The following is a 15119-nucleotide window of genomic DNA, read 5'->3' as shown; positions in this document are numbered from 1 at the left end:
GTCAAGCGCGTCACATTCCGCCGTGCTGCCTCGTCGCACAGGTGACGGGAAAGAACGAGCAAGGGAGCCCGGCACACCATGACCACCCCGATCAGTGAGCAGCGCCGCCTGCTCAACGTCGCCTACCGGCTGCTCGGCTCGCTCGCCGAGGCCGAGGACGCGGTGCAGGAGGCGTATGCCCGCTGGTATGCCCTGACGGCCCGGCAGCGGGACGCCATCGACTCGCCCGGCGCCTGGCTCACCACCGTCACCGGGCGCATCTGCCTGGATGTGCTGCGCTCCGCGCGGGCCCGCAGGGAGCGCTATGTCGGGCAGTGGCTGCCGGAGCCGCTGCCGGACCGCACCGAGTGGGTCAACGGGCAGACGGCCACCGCCAGTTCGGATCCCGCCGACCGGGTCACCCTCGATGAGTCCGTCAGCATGGCCTTCCTCGTCGTGCTCGAGGCGATGACACCGGCCGAGCGCGTGGCCTTCGTGCTGCACGAGGTCTTCGGCTATCCGTACGCCGACATCGCCGGGATCGTCGGCCGCAGCCCGGCGGCCTGCCGGCAGCTGGCCTCCTCCGCGCGCCGCCGGCTGCGCGACGCGCGGCCCGCCGCGGTGCCGAAGGCGGGCGAGGCCGCCGTGGTGCGGGACTTCAAGCGGGCCTGGGAGGCCAGGGACATCGAGGCGCTCATCGGCCTGCTCGACCCCGGCGTCACCGCGATCGGCGACGGCGGCGGCCTCGCCCGCGCCCACCTCGCGCCGATCGAGGGCGCGGCGGAGGTCGCGCGGGTCTTCGCCGGTATCGCCGAGTTCACCGCCGGCCAGGTGTTCCTGGAGCGCACGGTCAACGGCCGGCCCGGACTCGTGGCCATGCAGAGCGGGGTGACCGCGACGGTGATCGCCTTCGACATCGACGGCGGCCGGATCAAGCACATCTGGAGCATGCGCAATCCCGAAAAGCTGACGTCCTGGCTGTAGCCGCCTCACACTTCGGCGGGCTGTCCCGTCGGAAGGGTGTAACCGGCCGGCACAGCAAGGAGATCAGCGTGGAAGCTCGTATCCAACACCACACCAACCCGATCGGCGCCAAGGCAATCAAGGGCTTCATCGCGGCGGGCAGGGCCGTCCTCGACGCCGGTGTGCCGCACGCGACCCTGCATCTGATGGAGATCCGCATCAGCCAGATCAACGGCTGCGCCGTCTGCATCGACATGCACACCAAGGAGGCCGCCCACGCCGGGGAGAGCCAGGTGCGTCTGCACCTGGTCGCCGCCTGGCGGGAGGCCACCGTCTTCACGGAGCCGGAGCGCGCGGCCCTGGAGCTCGCCGAACAGGGCACCCGCCTGGCCGACGGCGGCGAGGTCACCGATGAGGCCTGGGCGAACGCCGTCAAGCATTACGACGAGGACCAGCTCACGGCCTTGGTCGTCGCCATCGCGAGCCTGAATGCCTTCAACCGGCTCAACGCCATCACCCGGCAGCCGGCGGGTGATTACCAGCCCGGTCAGTGGGGCTGACGCCGCGACGACTCAACGAACCTCAGCGAACCTCAGCGACTCAACGGCCCAACTGAGCCGCCCGCAGCCGCAGATACCGCTGCTCCGGCGTGCTCAGCGTCCGGCTCGCCGCCGTCTGGTACGCCGTCCGCGCCGCCTCCCGCTCCCCCGCGAGCTCCAGCAGGTGGGCGCGTACGGCCTCCAGCCGGTGGTGACCGGCGATCCGCTGATCGCCGGACAGCCGCTCCAGTTCGGCGAGACCGGCGCGCGGGCCGTCGACCATGCCGACGGCGACGGCCCGGTTGAGGGTCACCACCGGGCTCGGGGCCAGCGTCCGCAGCAGGTTGTACAGGCCGAGGATCTGCGGCCAGTCGGTGTCCTCGGCCCGTTCCGCCTCGTCGTGGACGGCCGCGATCGCCGCCTGCACCTGATACGGGCCGATGCGGGCCGTGGTCAGCACGTGCGTGACCAGCTCGACGCCCTCCTTGATCCGGCCCCGGTTCCACAGCCGGCGGTCCTGTTCAAGGAGCGGGATCAGTTCGCCGGCGGGCCCGGTGCGGGCGTCCCGGCGGGCGTCGGTGAGCAGCATCAGCGCCAGCAGCCCGGTCGTCTCGCCGTCGCCCGGCAGCAGCCGGTGCGCGGCGCGGGTGAGCCGGATCGCCTCGGCGGCGAGGTCGGCGCGGTGCAGGGCGGCGCCGGAGGTGGCGGTGTAGCCCTCGTTGAATATCAGGTAGAGGACCTGGAGGACGGCGGCCAGCCGCTCGCCGCGCTCCGGGCCCTCCGGACGCGTGAAGCGGGCGCCGGACGCCTTCAGCGTCTTCTTCGCCCGGCTGATCCGCTGCGCCATCGTCGCCTCGGGTACGAGCAGGGCGCGGGCGATCTCCGCGGTGGTGAGGCCACCGACCGCCCGCAGCGTCAGCGCGATGCGCGAGGTGTGGCTCAACTCCGGGTGGCAGCACAGGAACAGCAGCGTGAGCGTGTCGTCCTCGCTCGGATGGCGCGCCTCACCCGGCGGCGGGGCCTCGAAGTCCTCGCGCGGCGTCAGCGCGGCCACCGTCTCCTCCCGCCGCCGGCGGGCCTCCTCGGCCCGCAGCTCGTCGACCAGGCGGCGGGACGCGACGCGGATCAGCCAGCCGCGCGGGTTGTCGGGGCGCCCCTTGTCCGGCCACTGCCCGGCCGCGGCGAGCAGCGCCTCCTGTACGGCGTCCTCGGCGGCGTCGAAGTGTCCGTAGCGGCGTACCAGCGCGCCGAGGACCTGCGGCGCCAGACGGCGCAGCAGGTCCTCGATGGGTGCGTCTCCCACTGTCTGCGGCACTATGCGGGCGGCGCTTCCATGATCTGCCGGATCACGACCTCGCTGGGGCGGGTGCCCTCGGGCACCGGGCACTGGTGCACCCGCTTGGCGATCTCGGTCACCCGCTCGTCGCTCGCGCAGTCCAGCACCCAGTAGCCGGCCAGGACCTCCTTGGACTCCCCGAAGGGGCCGTCGGACACGACCGACGAGCCGTCCGCGCCGCTGGTCACCACGATGGCCTGCCGGGGCTCGGCGAGCCCCTGGCCGTCGACCAGCTCGCCGGCTTCGGCGAGGTCGTTGTTGACCGCCTCCATGAACTGGAACATCGCCCCCAGGTCCTTCTCCGTCCAGGCCGGGGTGCCCGGGGAGGCCTTGCCGCCCATGGCCTCGTAGTCCGCCTGCGTGCCGTAGATCATGACCAGGTACTTCATGGTGTTCAGCTCCTCGATTGCCGTTGCGTTTCACAGGAGACGTCGGAGCCGGCAGCGATTTCTCTACACGCCCCGCAGAACTATTTTCCCTCAGCTCCGATCAAGGCGCTGACCAGCGGATTCCGGAACTTCCCCGCCGGGTCGGCGGCCCGCGCCAGCAGGGCGAAGTCCCCGAGCCGCGGGTAGCGGGCCCGCAGCGCGGCCGGCCCGGTGGCGTAGAGCTTGCCCCAGTGCGGGCGCGGGGCGAGGTCCGCGAGCCGCCCCTCGACCTGCGCGATCACGGGTCCGACGGCGGCGGCGTCCGGCACCCAGGTGAAGTGCAGGGCGACGGTGTCACGGCCGTACGCCGGGCTGAGCCACAGCCGGTCGGCGGCGATCGTACGGACCTCGCAGACCTGAACCACGGGCGCGAGCTCGGCCCGCATCCCGTCCAGCGCCCGCAGCGCCGCGACCGCGTCGGCGCGGGCGACGAGCCACTCGGACTGCAGCTCGTCCCCGTTGCTCGGGACGAAGCCCGGCCGGAAGTGCGGCAGCCGCTCGTGCCAGGGGCCCGGGACGCCGAGCTGCTCGGTGCAGTTGTCGGCCACCAGTCCCGGGATGGGGTGCAGCCGCTCGGTGGCGGGTGTGCCCCACGGCAGCGCGGGCGGGGTGCCGCCGGTGCGGTGCTTGAGGATGGCCGAGTTGAAGCCGGGCCCGCGCCAGTCGGTGAAAAGGCTGACGCTGTATGCCGAGCCGAAGATCTCGTCGAAGTGGGCGGTGGCGTCGTCGACGGACAGCCCGGTAAAGCCGTACTGGCTGATCTCGTACGCCGGGACGAGATCGAGGGTGAGCGCGGTGACGACGCCGAGCGCGCCGAGGGAGACGACGCTGCCGGCGAAGGCGTCGCCGTCCTTGTCGCGGTGCAGGGTGCGCAGTTCGCCGTCAGGGCCGACCAGCTCCACCGTGCGGACCTGCGTGGCGAGCGAGCCCTGTCCGTCGCCCGAGCCGTGCGTGCCGGTGGCGACGGAGCCGGCTATGGAGATGTGCGGGAGCGAGGCCATGTTGGCAAGGGCGAGGCCGGTGCCGGCGAGGCGGTCGGCGAGTTCGGCGTACGTCATGCCGCCGTTGACGCGGACAGTGCGGGCGGCGCTGTCCGTCTCGGCGAGTGGCGGGAGTCCGGCCGTGGAGACGAGGGTGCCGTCGGTGTCGGCGATGCGGTTGAAGGAGTGCCCGCTGCCGAGGGCCCGGATCCGGGTGGCGCGGGAGACGGCCGTCTGGAGGTCGGCGACGGAGGTGGGTCTGATGAGCTCGCGGGCGGTGAAGGTGACATTGCCCGCCCAGTTGACCGGCGCGGTCATCGGTTCTCCTGGAAGTCGGTGAGGGCGGTGAGGAGGCGGTCGGCGTCGTCGGCGGAGGTGTAGGGCGCGAGCCCGATCCGCAGCCCGCCGGTGTCGCCGAGCCCGAGGTGCCGGGAGGCCTCCAGGGCGTAGAAGGAGCCGGCCGGGGCGCTGATCCCGTGCTCGGCGAGGTAGGCGTACGCCGCGGCCTCGCGCCCCCCTTCGAGGGTGAGCAGCAGCGTGGGCGTGCGCTCGGCGGCGCGCGAGCGGACGGTGACGCCGGGCAGGCCGGCGAGGCCGCCCTCGATGCGGTCGCGCAGCGCGTCCTCGTGCGCCTCCAGGGCGTCGTACGAGGCGAGCAGGCGCTCGCGGCGGGTGCCCTGCGCATCGGGGTCGAGGGCGGCCAGGAAGTCGACGGCCGCGGTGGTGCCCGCGAGGAACTCGTAGGGCAGCGTGCCCAGTTCGAAGCGCTCCGGCACGGCGTCCGTGGCGGGCAGCAGCTTGTCGGGGCGCAGGTCGCGCAGCAGCGCGGGGTCGGCCGCGAGGGCGCCGAGGTGCGGGCCGAGGAACTTGTACGGGGAGCAGACGTAGAAGTCCGCGCCGAGCCGCCGCACGTCCACGGCGCCGTGCGCGGTGCGGTGCACGCCGTCGACGTGGACGAGCGCCCCGGCGGCGTGCGCGAGTTCGGTGATCTCCTCGACCGGGGGCCGGGTGCCGATGAGGTTGGACGCGGCAGTGACGGCGACCAGGCGGGTGCGGTCGGAGATGAATGCGCGCAGGTGGGCGGCGGTCAACTCGCCCGTGTCCGGGTCGAAGTCGGCCCAGCGGACGGTGGCCCCCGCCCGCTCGGCCGCCTGCACCCAGGGGCGGATGTTGGCGTCGTGGTCGAGGCGGGTGACGACGATCTCGTCGCCGGGCCGCCATCGCTTGGCGAGGGTGCGGGAGATGTCGTAGGTGAGCTGGGTGGCGCTGCGGCCGAAGACGATCCCGTGCGGGTCGGCGCCGAGCAGGTCGGCGACGGCCTGGCGGGCGTCGGCCACCAGGGCTTCGGCGTTGCGCTCGCCGGGGGTGAGGGAGCCGCGGTTGGCGAGGGGGTTCGCCAGGGCGTCGGCGATGGCGTCGATGACGGGCTGCGGGGTCTGGGTGCCGCCGGGTCCGTCGAAGTAGGCGTGGCCGTTTTTGAGAGCGGGGAATTGAGCGCGTATCGCGGCGATGTCGTACGTCACGCGTCCTGGGTATCACGACGGCCGGTCTTTTACGGTAATCGGTGCACAAGGTTTTCACCCCTTAGCAGCGAGAGGACCGCATGCAGACCTGGAAACTCACCGACCGCGCCCGCGTCTCCGGCGGGAGGTCGCCGTCGGCTCGTTCGGGGAGGGGCCGCCGGTGGTCCTCACGCACGGCACTCCCGCGTGGTCGTCGCGCACTGGGGACTCGAGCGGCCCGCGCTGGTCGGCCACGACATCGGGGGCGGGGTGGTGACGCGAGCGCATCTCGTCGAGGAGGTGCCGGTGAGCGCGCTGGCGCTGGTGGACGCGGCGGTGCTGGGGCCGTGGAACACGCCGTTCACCGAGCACATGCAGCGGCACGCGGAGGCGTATCGGACGATGCCGCCGGACGTCTTCGCGGACATCGTCGGTCCGCGGCTGCGCACCGCCACGCACCGGCCGATGGCGGACCGGCTGGCGGCGGCGATCCCGGGTGCGCGTCGTGAACTGATCGCGGGTGGCGGGCACTTCCTGCCGGAGGACCGGCCGGAGGAGGTGGCGGGGGCGCTGCTGCGGTTCCTCGGGGAGAAACCGCAGGTCTGATCAATTGTCAGTGCCTTGCGCAAGACTGTTCGGCGACTGCAGTCGAAGTGGAGGGGATCTCGTCATGCAGGGCACCACAGCCGAACTCGTCGCCGCCGCGCAGGCGTACCGCCGTCTGCTCCAGACCGCCCGGGCCGTGCTGGACGCCTGGGGTGATACGCCGATGGCGGCGATGCTGCTCGCCGAGCCCATGGCGGAGGCGGACGCCGCCCTCGCCGCCGCCGGGCTCGCGGGCAATGAGGCGGAGTTCTTCGCCATGGCCGGGTTGGCGGGTGAGGGCGAGGAGGCGGGAACGGCGGGGATAGGCGCGGGACCTTGAGGGCGGCCGGGCGCCCGCCGCCGTCCGCACAGCCCGGCCACGGGCGCCCGCGCTACGCCGCCTACTCCGCCGTCCCGCTGAGGAGTTCGACGCCGCGCAGCAGCGCGGAGTGGTCGAGTTCGCCTTCGCCGCGGGCGACGGCGGAGGCGATCAGCTGGGCGGCGAGGGAGCCGGCCGGGAGGACGACACCGAGGTCGCGGGCGGTGTCGGTGACCACCGCCATGTCCTTGTGGTGGAGGGCGAGTTTGAAGCCGGGCCGGTAGTCGCGGTGCAGGAAGTTCTGCTGCTTGCGTGTCAGCACCGTCGAGCCGGCGAGGCCGCCGTTCAGCACCTCGAGCGCGGCGTCCAGATCGATCCCCGCCTTCTCCAGGAAGGCGATCGCCTCGGCGCATGCCTGCAGGTTCACGGCGACGATGAGCTGGTTGGCCGCCTTCACGGTCTGGCCCGCGCCGTGCGGGCCGCACAGCACAAAGGTCTTGCCGAGCGCCTCGAAGACCGGCCGCGCCGCCTCGAAGTCCGCCGCCTCGCCGCCGACCATGATCGACAGCACCGCCTCGACGGCCCCTGCCTCGCCGCCGGAGACCGGGGCGTCCAGGACGCGGATGCCGCGCTCGGCGGCGTTACGGGCCAGGCCGACCGACGCCTGCGGGGTGATCGACGACATGTCGATCAGGAGCGCGCCCTTCTTCGCGTGCGCGAGGATCCCGTCCTCGCCGTACGCACACGCCTCCACCTGCGGGGCGGCGGGGAGCATGGTGATCACGACATCGGCGTCCCGGACCGCCTCGGCGATGGACCCGGCCGCCCGGCCACCGGCCTCGACCAGCGCCTCGGTCCGCTCCGGGCTGCGGTTCCAGCCGGTCACCGTGTGCCCGGCGCGGGCCAGGTTCACCGCCATCGGGCTGCCCATGATCCCCAGGCCGATGAAGCCGATCGTCGCCATGCCACTCCCTCACTTCCGTGTAACGGAAACACCAATCCGTTATCCGGAATCAATCATGATCCCGGAGACGCGTCAACCACCACTTCCCACGTATCCACCGCATAGTGCACGCTCATGCCGTGCCGCTCGTAGAGGCGCAGCGCACCGGTCGGATTCGAGGTGTCGACGCCGAGCCCCACCACGTCCCGCCCCCGCTCCGCGAAGGCCGCGAAGGCGTGCCGCAGCAGCAGCCCGCCGAGCCCCCGACCGCGGGCGGCGTCGAGCACGCCCAGGGTGGAGACCCAGCCCATGGCGTCGCGGTCGTTCCGGGCCCGCAGCGCCGCGATGTCGCCGCGGCCCTCGGCCGCAGCAATCCAGATCAGCTGCCCGTCGAAGCGCCGATTGCCGGGGTCGGCGAGCCACGTCTCGTACGACATCGGGTGGAAGTCGAAGTGCTCGGACATGGCGAGCTGCAGCAGATCGTGCGCCCGCCGCTTGTCCGCCTCCGTCGTACAGGCGCGCAGCCGGACGTCGGGCGGCAGCTCGGGCGCGGGGTCCGCCGCCTTGGAGACCGGCCGGGTCATGACGTGATAGCGGCGTACGGGCCGCCACCCCCGGTCGCGGAGCACGGCCGTGTCGATGGTCGGCTTCAGCGTGAGGCCGAGGTGGACGACCGCCCGCTCCGCGCCATTGCCCGCGGCCTTGGCGGACGCCCTGGCCTCCATCAGCTCGACCAGGCGCAGGCCGGCGGCCTGGTGCTCGGGCAGGACGTAGTGGTCGACGTCGATCCGCTCGCCCCCGGAGTCGTCCCACAGCAGCGCGTAGGCGACCAGCCGGCCGTCGGCGAAGGCCAGCCAGGAGTTGTGCGGCAGATCCGCGTCCGGATGCCTGAGGTCGGCCTCGACGGTGTGCAGGTCCGTCTCCGGGTGGCCGATCTCGAGTACGTCGATCTCATTCAGGAGCGCGCATACGGCCGGAGCGTCTTCCGGCGAGGCCGCGCGCACGACGAAGCCCATGGGGCAACTCTCCGTCGTGCGCGCGGCGTTGCGCAAAGCCTTTTCGACCGGGTCAGCCCGGGAGTCCGAAGAGGGTGTAGTCGGTCTTGCAATGCTGATCGCCGCCGGGCAGCTGCTGTTTGATCAGGTAGGACTCGACGTGCTTCGTCACGCACCCGCTCTTCCCGAGGGCGGTGTGGCCCCAGGCGTCGAGAGTGATGAGCCGGGAGCCGGGCAGCAGGTCCCGGGCCGCTTCGCCGCCGCCGATGGGGGTGGCGGCGTCGCGCGCGTTGCCGATGATCAGCGGCGGGGTCGTAAGGCGGGTGTCGAAGGGGCCGCGATAGGCGTCGGCACTGGATCCGGGCCAGCCCGCGCAGGGCGAGAAGACCCAGACCATCAGCGGGCCGAACCTGGGTGCACGCGCCTCGGTGTCCTTCGCGGCCTGGACCCAGGCGTTCGGATCCGCCGGATTGACGCTGTCGGTGCACAGCGCGCCGAACATGCCGGCCAGTCCCGCGGAGACATCCTCCGCGGCCGGTGCGGGCGTCGGCACCCGCTCCGCCGCGGCTTTGCGGATCTCCGCCAGCAGCCCCGCCAGTCGCTCCTCGAGTACGGAGCGGGGTGCGCTCAGGTCGATGGCGGACCGGCCGGGGACCTTCAGCCGCGTCTGCCCGGCGGCCGGGTCGCCGGGCCCGAACCGCAGCACCTCGATGAGCTTCGTGGCGGCCGCGAGCAGCTCGATGGTCGGCAGCGGATACCCGCCCATGTGATCGACCTGGAACGCGTTCACGGTGTACAACCCGCGGAAGGACCGGCCGTCGATCGTCATCGGCCCGAGCTCCAGCGGCCGCTCCGCCAGGGAGTCGTGCACTCGCTGCCAGCGCATCATCGCCTGCCCGGCGAGCGGGCAGCGCAGGATCCCGGCCTTGTCGCAGTGCGCAAGCAAGGTGGCCAGCGCCTGCTCCATCGCCTCCGGCCGGCCCATGCGCACGCCCACCGGCCGGTCGTCGCCCGGCCGCCCCGTGGTGGAGGCGACCGGGTCGAGGACGCCGTCGATGGCCAGGGCGCGCACCCGGTCGGGGAAGAGGGCGGCGTACGTCTGGCCGAGCAGGCTGCCGTACGAGATGCCGTAGTACGTCAGCTGCTCGTCGCCCACGGCCTGGCGGACCAGGTCCATGTCCCTGGCCACGTCGGCCATCGACATGTGGTCGAGGATCGGCCCGGCGGTCTCGTCGCAGCTCGCGCGCAGGTAGTCGTCGTACGCGAGCTGCGCCTTCACCTCGTCCGGGGTCTCCGGGATCATCGTCGCCGGCTTCGCCACGGGTTCCCGGCCCGGCGCGGGCGGGCAGGTGGCGGGCGCCGAACCGCCGACCCCGCGCGGGTCGATGCCCACGATGTCGAACTTCGCGCGCACCTCGGGCCCCAGCGACCTGACGCTCAGCGCGAATGTCGGATCGCCGACGGCCTTGGCGCCGGGTCCGCCGAGGTTGAGGAAGAGGGTGCCGGTCTTTTCGCCGCTGCCGGTCGCCGGGAACTTCGTCATCGCGAGCTTGACGGTGTCGCCGTCGGGCTCGTCGTAGTCGAGCGGCACCTGGGCTTCGGCGCACTGCTGCGCGCCGCACGCGGACCAGTCGAGTTCCGGCACCGGCGCCTCAACCCGGGCCGCGGCCTCGGGGCGGCGTTCGGCCGCGGCGTTCGGCAGGAGGACCGACCCGGCGATGACGACGGCGGCGCCGATGCCTGCCACCAGGGCGTGACGGGGTCTGTTGCGCATGCCTGCTCTCCCTTGCTCCGTGGAGGGTTCTGAAGGGGGTGCGGAGGAGCTGAAATCGTTTTCCCGGCCGGGTAGTTGCCGAGGCTACTGGCGCATCGCCGTTACGTGAACACTCCTGTTCGTAAAAATCCTCGGGCACCATGGAGCCCCGACGGGAAGAGAGCGAGCACCTGTGACGTACGCGAAGGCGCCGGACGGCATCCGCATCGAGTGGCAGAGCGAAGGTGACGCGGCACGCCCCCCGCTCCTGCTGCTGGCGGGCCAGTCCAACAACCACCACTGGTGGGACGGCGTCCGCACCGACTTCCACGCCATTCGTCGCACCGTCACCCTCGACTGGCGCGGCACCGGCGCCAGCGACAAGCCCGACGAGCCGTACAGCACCGGGCAGTTCGCGGACGACGCCGTCGCCGTCCTCGACCACCTCGGCATCGAGCGCGCCGACGTCTACGGCACCTCCATGGGCGGCCGCGTCGCCCAGCACCTCGCCGCCCGGCACCCGGACCGGGTCCGCGCCCTGGTCCTCGGCTGCACCTCCCCCGGCGGCCCGCACGCCGCCGAGCGCGGCCCTGACATCCGCCGCGCCCTCGCCCAGCCCGACCCGGCGGCGGTGCAGCGGGCCCTGGCCGACCTGATGTACACGCCCGCCTTCACGGCGGCCCACCCCGGCCCGTACCAGACCCTCGGCGACCCGGCCATGCCCGCGTACGCCCGCCGCCGCCACCTCACCGCGAGCAACCGGCACGACGCCTGGGAGCTGCTCCCGCGGATCGCCGCTCCGACCCTGGTCGTGCACGGGGGCGACGACCGCTTCAACCCGGTCGCGAACGCGCCGCTGCTGGCGGAGCGCATTCCGGGCGCCCGGATGGAGATCATCCCGGGCGCCCGGCACGCATACTTCGAGGAATTCCGGGAGCTCGCGAGCCCGCTGGTGCGCGACTTCCTGGAGGCCGCCGCCTAGCCCGGCTGGGCGGCCTTCCGACAGCTCTTGGAGCCCTCGCACTTCTGCATCGCGGCGAGATCCTCGTGCAGTTGCGCGCGCTTCTCCTCGGGTACGGAGTCCCACGCGTTCTTCAGCTGGAGCGGGTCCGACTTCATGTCGTAGAACTCCCGCTCTCCGGTGCCGTATTCGACATAGAGGTAGTCCGCGGTGCGCATCGCCGCATAGTCCGGCGGGTCGCCGCTGAACTTCCGCGGCTTGTCAGGATCGCCCTTCCGCTGCCCGGCGTCCGCGCGATGGTGCTCGATCAGCGCGGCCCGGCGCCAGTCGTCCGGCTCCTTGCCGTGCAGGAGATCGACGAGGCTGCTGCCGTCCACCGTCGACGCCGGCTCGGCGCCCGCGAGGTCCTGGAAGGTCGGGCTCAGGTCGACGTTCTCCGCGATCTGCGAGACCTTCCGGCCGGCCGGCACATCCGGCCCGGTGATGATCAGCGGCACCTTGATGTCGGTGTCGTACGCGGTCTGCTTGCCCTGGCGGAGCCGGTGCTCGCCCATGTGGAAGCCGTTGTCCGAGCCGAAGACGAGGTAGGTGTCGTCGTCCATCCCCTTCGCCTTGAGCTCGTCCCGCAGCTTCCCGATCATCGCGTCGACCGCGAGCAGCGAGCGGGCCCGCTTGGCGAAGGTGCGGTCCATCCGCTGCTTCTCCTCGGCGGTCAGCGGCGGCATCTTGCGCAGCCATTCCGGCGCGTCGGCGGTGGCCTTGTCGAAGGCTTCGGTACGGGGCGCCTTGAGGCCGCGGAACTTGCCCTTGTCGCGCGGCGCCGGGGTGGACGGGCCGTGCGGCGTGAAGGTGGACAGCTCGAGCGCGAAGGGCTGGTCCGCCTTCGCCGAGGCGTCGATGAACTCCTCGGCCTTCCCGGACAGCACGTCCGTCATGTAGTCCTTCGGCTCGTTGCCGTAGTGGACGACCTTGCCGTTCTCGTTGAGGTCGTAGTCGAAGCCCTGGTAGCCGTTGCCGGCGACGGCCCACTCGTCCCAGCCGGGCGGCACGTCCTTGTCGGCGGGCTGGTAGCCGTTCAGGTACTTGCCCATGAAGCCGGTGCGGTAGCCGGCCTGCTGCAGCTCGGTGCCGAAGCTGCGGCGGTCGTTGCCGTTCTTGAGGAACGCCTTGTACCCGCCGTCCTCACCGCTGTTGGTGAAGACCCCGCTGTTGTGCGGATATTGGCCGGTGAGCGTCGAGGTGCGGGACGGGCAGCAGAGCGAGTCGGTGACGTAGTAGTTCGTGAAGGTGGTGCCCTGCTCCTGCATCTCCTTCACATGCGGCATGTACCGCACGAGATTCGACGACAGGTCGTCGGTGAGCACGTAGATGATGTTGGGTTTCTTCCCGCCGGCGGCCTCCGACGCGGCGCCGGCCGGGCCCGTATCGCCATCGGCACCGCCTCCGGCGGAGGCGCAGGATGCCAGCAATACGGTGGCCAGCGCGGCGCACAGCAGGGCGCGGACGGCGGCGAGGCTGAGGGGACGCATGGTCACCGACGCTAGCGAGCGAAGGTGGGAATTCCGTGGGAGGAAGGTACTCGTAGGACAACAACGCACCCCACCCCGGAGGCGCCATGTCCCCCGAACCCGCGACCGTGACCGTCACCGTGCGCACCGAGGGCGTCGGCCTCACCGGCGACCTGGCGCTGCCCGACGACGCCACCGGCGTCGTGCTCTTCGCCCACGGCACCGGCAGCTCCCGCCTCAGCCCCCGCAACCAGGCGGTAGCCGCGCACCTCAACCAGGCGGGCCTCGGCACCCTGCTGCTCGACCTGCTCACCGCCGCGGAGGATCTTCAGGACGCCCGCTCCGGCGAGCACCGCTTCGACGTCGACCTGCTCGGCCGCCGGCTGACCGGCGCGGCCGACTGGCTCGCCGAGCGCACCACGCACCTGCCCGTGGGCCTCTTCGGCGCCAGTACGGGCGCGGCGGCCGCACTCATGACCGCGGCGGAGCGGCCCGAGATCGTCCGGGCGGTGGTCTCCCGCGGCGGCCGCCCTGACCTCGCCGAGAAGTGGCTGCCCGGCGTACGGGCCCCGGTGCTGCTGCTCGTCGGCGAGCACGACGACTCCGTGCTGGAGCTCAACCGCCTCGCCGCCGAGGCCCTCACGGCGCCGGCGGAGCTGCTGGTCATCCCGAAGGCCACGCATCTCTTTCCGGAGCCGGGGGCACTGGAGCAGGTGGCGGAGGAGGCCGCCCGGTGGTTTGCCGGGATGGCGGCGGAATAGCCGGAGGTGAGGAGAGCATCAGCCCGGGCCTCTGCTTGTATCCGCAGGCCGACCGACCATACTGGACGGGTCCCGATCATCCACGGAACGACGTCATGGCCAAACACAGCACCACTTCGACTCCCATCCCGGACACCGTATGGCTGGGGCGCGGGCGCCACGCCGGGCCCGAGCCCGAGCTCGACGCCCGGCGCAACCTGATCGCCCTCAAGGCGGCCGGGGTGCTCGACGACTACGTCGAACTCGACCCCGTCGAGGCGGCGCGCTCCAGCGCGCTCTACCCGCGGGACGAGTCCGCCGACCCCGGCCCGTCGGCCCGCCTCGTCTTCGAGGCGCGCTGGCGGGTGGACGAGGACGTCACGGTGCGCGCACAGCTGACCACGTTCGCGCCCGGGCACCGCCGCAAGGACGCCCAGGGCATCGGGTGGGTGCTGGCCGCCGAGGCGGAGCGGACCTGGCAGCCGCACTGGCCCTCGCCCGCGACCATGTTCTGGCCGGACAGCGACCTGGTCCCGTGGGACCACGACACGGCCCCCGGCCTGCGGGTGCGGGCGGCGAACCACCTGCCCAAGGACGACGACGAGCTGCGCGCCCTGCTCCGGGAGTGCGCCCAGGACGGCTGGTACATCCACGTCCTGGTGCACGAGGCGATGACGCCGGAGGCCGCGGGCCAGCAGCCGGTGACCCGGTTCCTGCCGCCCAGCCTGCGGCACCGGGTGGTCGAGCACCGGGCGGACCCGGAGCAGGTGAACACCGCGGACTTCGCCGCCAAGAAGGAGCTGAAGGTGCGCATGCCGCGCGGCGGCGCGGTCGTGCTGCCCGGCTCGCCGCAGCCGCGCGGGTACGAGGCGGAACGCTTCTCGGTGCGCAATGTCTTCCTGGACGGCTCGGAGCCCACCGAGCTGATCAACCGGATCCAGGACTACGCCGCGCTGCCGCTGCCGCTGCCCGCCGACGCCGAGCCGGCGCTGGCCCGGCTGCGCCAGGGCTGGCATCTGCTCACCCCGGACGAGGAGCTGGCGCACGCCAAGGCGATGGTCGAGCGGTACGCCGCGGAGCTCGAGGCCATGACGAAGTCCCGCGACCAGTACCGGGCGGCCGCCGAGTCGGCGCAGGCCGCGCTGCCCGCAGGGACGAGCGTCGACGGCGGGCCCAAGCCGTCCGCGCTCGCCCCGATCAAGGCACTCGGCCGCTTCCGGAACAAGTAGCGGCACCCGAAAGCCCGGGGAGCCCTGCCAGCGCGGCCCAGCTGCGCGCGTCGCCCCACACCGACGCCGGGTCCAGGTAGGGCCGCAGCAGCTCGGTGAGCTCCGGGTCGCCGTGCCCGCCCAGCTCGTCGGACGAGATCTTCCGGGCCACCCCGGCGAGGAAGTCCGCGAACTGGATCCGCGGATCGTCCTCCGGATCCGCGAACCGCAGCCCGGCCAGCGGCACGCCCGGCTCTTGGCGGAGCCTGTCGACGCGCTCCTCGGTGAGCGCGTTCTGCGTGTGGTGCACGACGTCGACCTCGCGCCCGCCGGCGCCCCAGGCGGCGACCGTGCGGGCCAGGGCGGGGAAGAGCAGGTCG

The 15119-nt window shown here is 72.5% G+C and carries 15 protein-coding genes and 1 pseudogene; 7 read left to right on the top strand and 9 right to left on the bottom strand.

The window, feature by feature from the left end; all coding sequences use genetic code 11:
* The first annotated feature begins 78 nt into the window (after positions 1 to 78).
* Positions 79 to 963 (top strand): RNA polymerase sigma factor SigJ, encoded by an 885-nt coding sequence (gene sigJ / locus G5C51_RS11830; RefSeq protein ID WP_165236205.1) that lies wholly within the window; start codon positions 79 to 81, stop codon positions 961 to 963.
* A 68-nt stretch (positions 964 to 1031) separates the two neighbouring features.
* Positions 1032 to 1502, top strand: a complete 471-nt coding sequence (locus G5C51_RS11825; RefSeq protein WP_165236202.1) for a carboxymuconolactone decarboxylase family protein — start codon at positions 1032 to 1034, stop codon at positions 1500 to 1502.
* A 40-nt stretch (positions 1503 to 1542) separates the two neighbouring features.
* Here G5C51_RS11825 and G5C51_RS11820 read toward each other — a convergent pair whose 3' ends face one another.
* From G5C51_RS11820 to G5C51_RS11805, 4 genes are all read right to left on the bottom strand, one after another.
* Positions 1543 to 2784 carry a sigma-70 family RNA polymerase sigma factor gene (locus tag G5C51_RS11820; protein ID WP_165236199.1) on the bottom strand — a complete coding sequence of 414 codons (1242 nt, stop codon included), beginning with the start codon at positions 2782 to 2784 and terminating at the stop codon, positions 1543 to 1545.
* Between the two features lie 11 nt (positions 2785 to 2795).
* Positions 2796 to 3206, bottom strand: coding sequence for a YciI family protein (locus tag G5C51_RS11815; protein ID WP_165236196.1), 411 nt, complete (start codon positions 3204 to 3206; stop codon positions 2796 to 2798).
* An 80-nt stretch (positions 3207 to 3286) separates the two neighbouring features.
* Positions 3287 to 4543 carry an FAD-binding protein gene (locus G5C51_RS11810; RefSeq protein ID WP_165236193.1) on the bottom strand — a complete coding sequence of 419 codons (1257 nt, stop codon included), beginning with the start codon at positions 4541 to 4543 and terminating at the stop codon, positions 3287 to 3289.
* On the bottom strand, positions 4540 to 5748 hold the full coding sequence (locus G5C51_RS11805) for a cysteine desulfurase-like protein (protein WP_165236190.1): 1209 nt from the start codon (positions 5746 to 5748) through the stop codon (positions 4540 to 4542). The genes G5C51_RS11810 and G5C51_RS11805 overlap by 4 nt, the downstream gene beginning before the upstream one ends.
* 186 nt (positions 5749 to 5934) lie before the next feature.
* Between G5C51_RS11805 and G5C51_RS11800 the strand changes: the two genes are divergently transcribed.
* Complete coding sequence (locus G5C51_RS11800) at positions 5935 to 6333, top strand: alpha/beta fold hydrolase (protein WP_206313722.1); 399 nt, start codon at positions 5935 to 5937, stop codon at positions 6331 to 6333.
* 64 nt (positions 6334 to 6397) lie between these two features.
* Entirely contained in the window at positions 6398 to 6652 is a 255-nt protein-coding gene (locus tag G5C51_RS11795; RefSeq protein WP_165236187.1) for a hypothetical protein, read from the top strand.
* Positions 6653 to 6713: 61 nt separating this feature from the next.
* Here the strand turns inward: G5C51_RS11795 and G5C51_RS11790 are convergent, their stop codons facing one another.
* The 3 genes from G5C51_RS11790 to G5C51_RS11780 are packed head-to-tail and all read right to left on the bottom strand — an operon-like array spanning position 6714 to position 10343.
* Positions 6714 to 7595 (bottom strand): 2-hydroxy-3-oxopropionate reductase, encoded by an 882-nt coding sequence (locus G5C51_RS11790; RefSeq protein WP_165236184.1) that lies wholly within the window; start codon positions 7593 to 7595, stop codon positions 6714 to 6716.
* A 53-nt stretch (positions 7596 to 7648) separates the two neighbouring features.
* Positions 7649 to 8590, bottom strand: a complete 942-nt coding sequence (locus G5C51_RS11785; protein WP_165236181.1) for a GNAT family N-acetyltransferase — start codon at positions 8588 to 8590, stop codon at positions 7649 to 7651.
* A gap of 52 nt (positions 8591 to 8642) precedes the next feature.
* Positions 8643 to 10343 carry an alpha/beta hydrolase gene (locus G5C51_RS11780; RefSeq protein ID WP_165236178.1) on the bottom strand — a complete coding sequence of 567 codons (1701 nt, stop codon included), beginning with the start codon at positions 10341 to 10343 and terminating at the stop codon, positions 8643 to 8645.
* Positions 10344 to 10515: 172 nt separating this feature from the next.
* Here G5C51_RS11780 and G5C51_RS11775 point away from each other — a divergent pair, with 172 nt between their 5' ends.
* The gene (locus G5C51_RS11775; RefSeq protein WP_165236175.1) at positions 10516 to 11304 is read left to right on the top strand and encodes an alpha/beta fold hydrolase; all 789 of its coding nucleotides are present in this window, start codon (positions 10516 to 10518) and stop codon (positions 11302 to 11304) included.
* Here G5C51_RS11775 and G5C51_RS11770 read toward each other — a convergent pair.
* Complete coding sequence (locus G5C51_RS11770; RefSeq protein ID WP_165236172.1) at positions 11301 to 12812, bottom strand: sulfatase family protein; 1512 nt, start codon at positions 12810 to 12812, stop codon at positions 11301 to 11303. The genes G5C51_RS11775 and G5C51_RS11770 overlap by 4 nt on opposite strands.
* Before the next feature lie 86 nt (positions 12813 to 12898).
* Between G5C51_RS11770 and G5C51_RS11765 the strand changes: the two genes are divergently transcribed.
* Both G5C51_RS11765 and G5C51_RS11760 read left to right on the top strand, forming a co-directional pair.
* A complete protein-coding gene (locus G5C51_RS11765) occupies positions 12899 to 13552 on the top strand; it encodes a dienelactone hydrolase family protein (protein ID WP_165236169.1) in 654 nt (217 codons plus the stop codon).
* Between the two features lie 95 nt (positions 13553 to 13647).
* Positions 13648 to 14760, top strand: a complete 1113-nt coding sequence (locus tag G5C51_RS11760; RefSeq protein WP_165236166.1) for a hypothetical protein — start codon at positions 13648 to 13650, stop codon at positions 14758 to 14760.
* On the opposite strand, the pseudogene G5C51_RS11755 reads toward G5C51_RS11760, so the two are convergent.
* Positions 14729 to 15119 (bottom strand): annotated as a pseudogene (locus G5C51_RS11755) (DUF3800 domain-containing protein); the annotation flags it as partial. The gene G5C51_RS11760 and the pseudogene G5C51_RS11755 overlap by 32 nt on opposite strands.

It is taken from the genome of Streptomyces coryli, from assembly GCF_011044975.1.
GTDB classification, from domain to species: Bacteria; Actinomycetota; Actinomycetes; order Streptomycetales; family Streptomycetaceae; genus Streptomyces; species Streptomyces coryli.
This window is presented reverse-complemented; position numbering and strand designations above follow the sequence as displayed.

Bases quoted from the DNA above. Each gene is read 5' to 3' on its own strand.
- sigJ (WP_165236205.1), top strand. From the start codon at position 79: ATGACCACCCCGATCAGTGAGCAGCGCCGCCTGCTCAACGTCGCCTAC.
- G5C51_RS11815 (WP_165236196.1), bottom strand. From the start codon at position 3,206: ATGAAGTACCTGGTCATGATCTACGGCACGCAGGCGGACTACGAGGCC.
- G5C51_RS11810 (WP_165236193.1), bottom strand. From the start codon at position 4,543: ATGACCGCGCCGGTCAACTGGGCGGGCAATGTCACCTTCACCGCCCGC.
- G5C51_RS11795 (WP_165236187.1), top strand. From the start codon at position 6,398: ATGCAGGGCACCACAGCCGAACTCGTCGCCGCCGCGCAGGCGTACCGC.
- G5C51_RS11790 (WP_165236184.1), bottom strand. From the start codon at position 7,595: ATGGCGACGATCGGCTTCATCGGCCTGGGGATCATGGGCAGCCCGATG.
- G5C51_RS11785 (WP_165236181.1), bottom strand. From the start codon at position 8,590: ATGGGCTTCGTCGTGCGCGCGGCCTCGCCGGAAGACGCTCCGGCCGTA.
- G5C51_RS11780 (WP_165236178.1), bottom strand. From the start codon at position 10,343: ATGCGCAACAGACCCCGTCACGCCCTGGTGGCAGGCATCGGCGCCGCC.
- G5C51_RS11770 (WP_165236172.1), bottom strand. From the start codon at position 12,812: ATGCGTCCCCTCAGCCTCGCCGCCGTCCGCGCCCTGCTGTGCGCCGCG.
- G5C51_RS11765 (WP_165236169.1), top strand. From the start codon at position 12,899: ATGTCCCCCGAACCCGCGACCGTGACCGTCACCGTGCGCACCGAGGGC.
- G5C51_RS11760 (WP_165236166.1), top strand. From the start codon at position 13,648: ATGGCCAAACACAGCACCACTTCGACTCCCATCCCGGACACCGTATGG.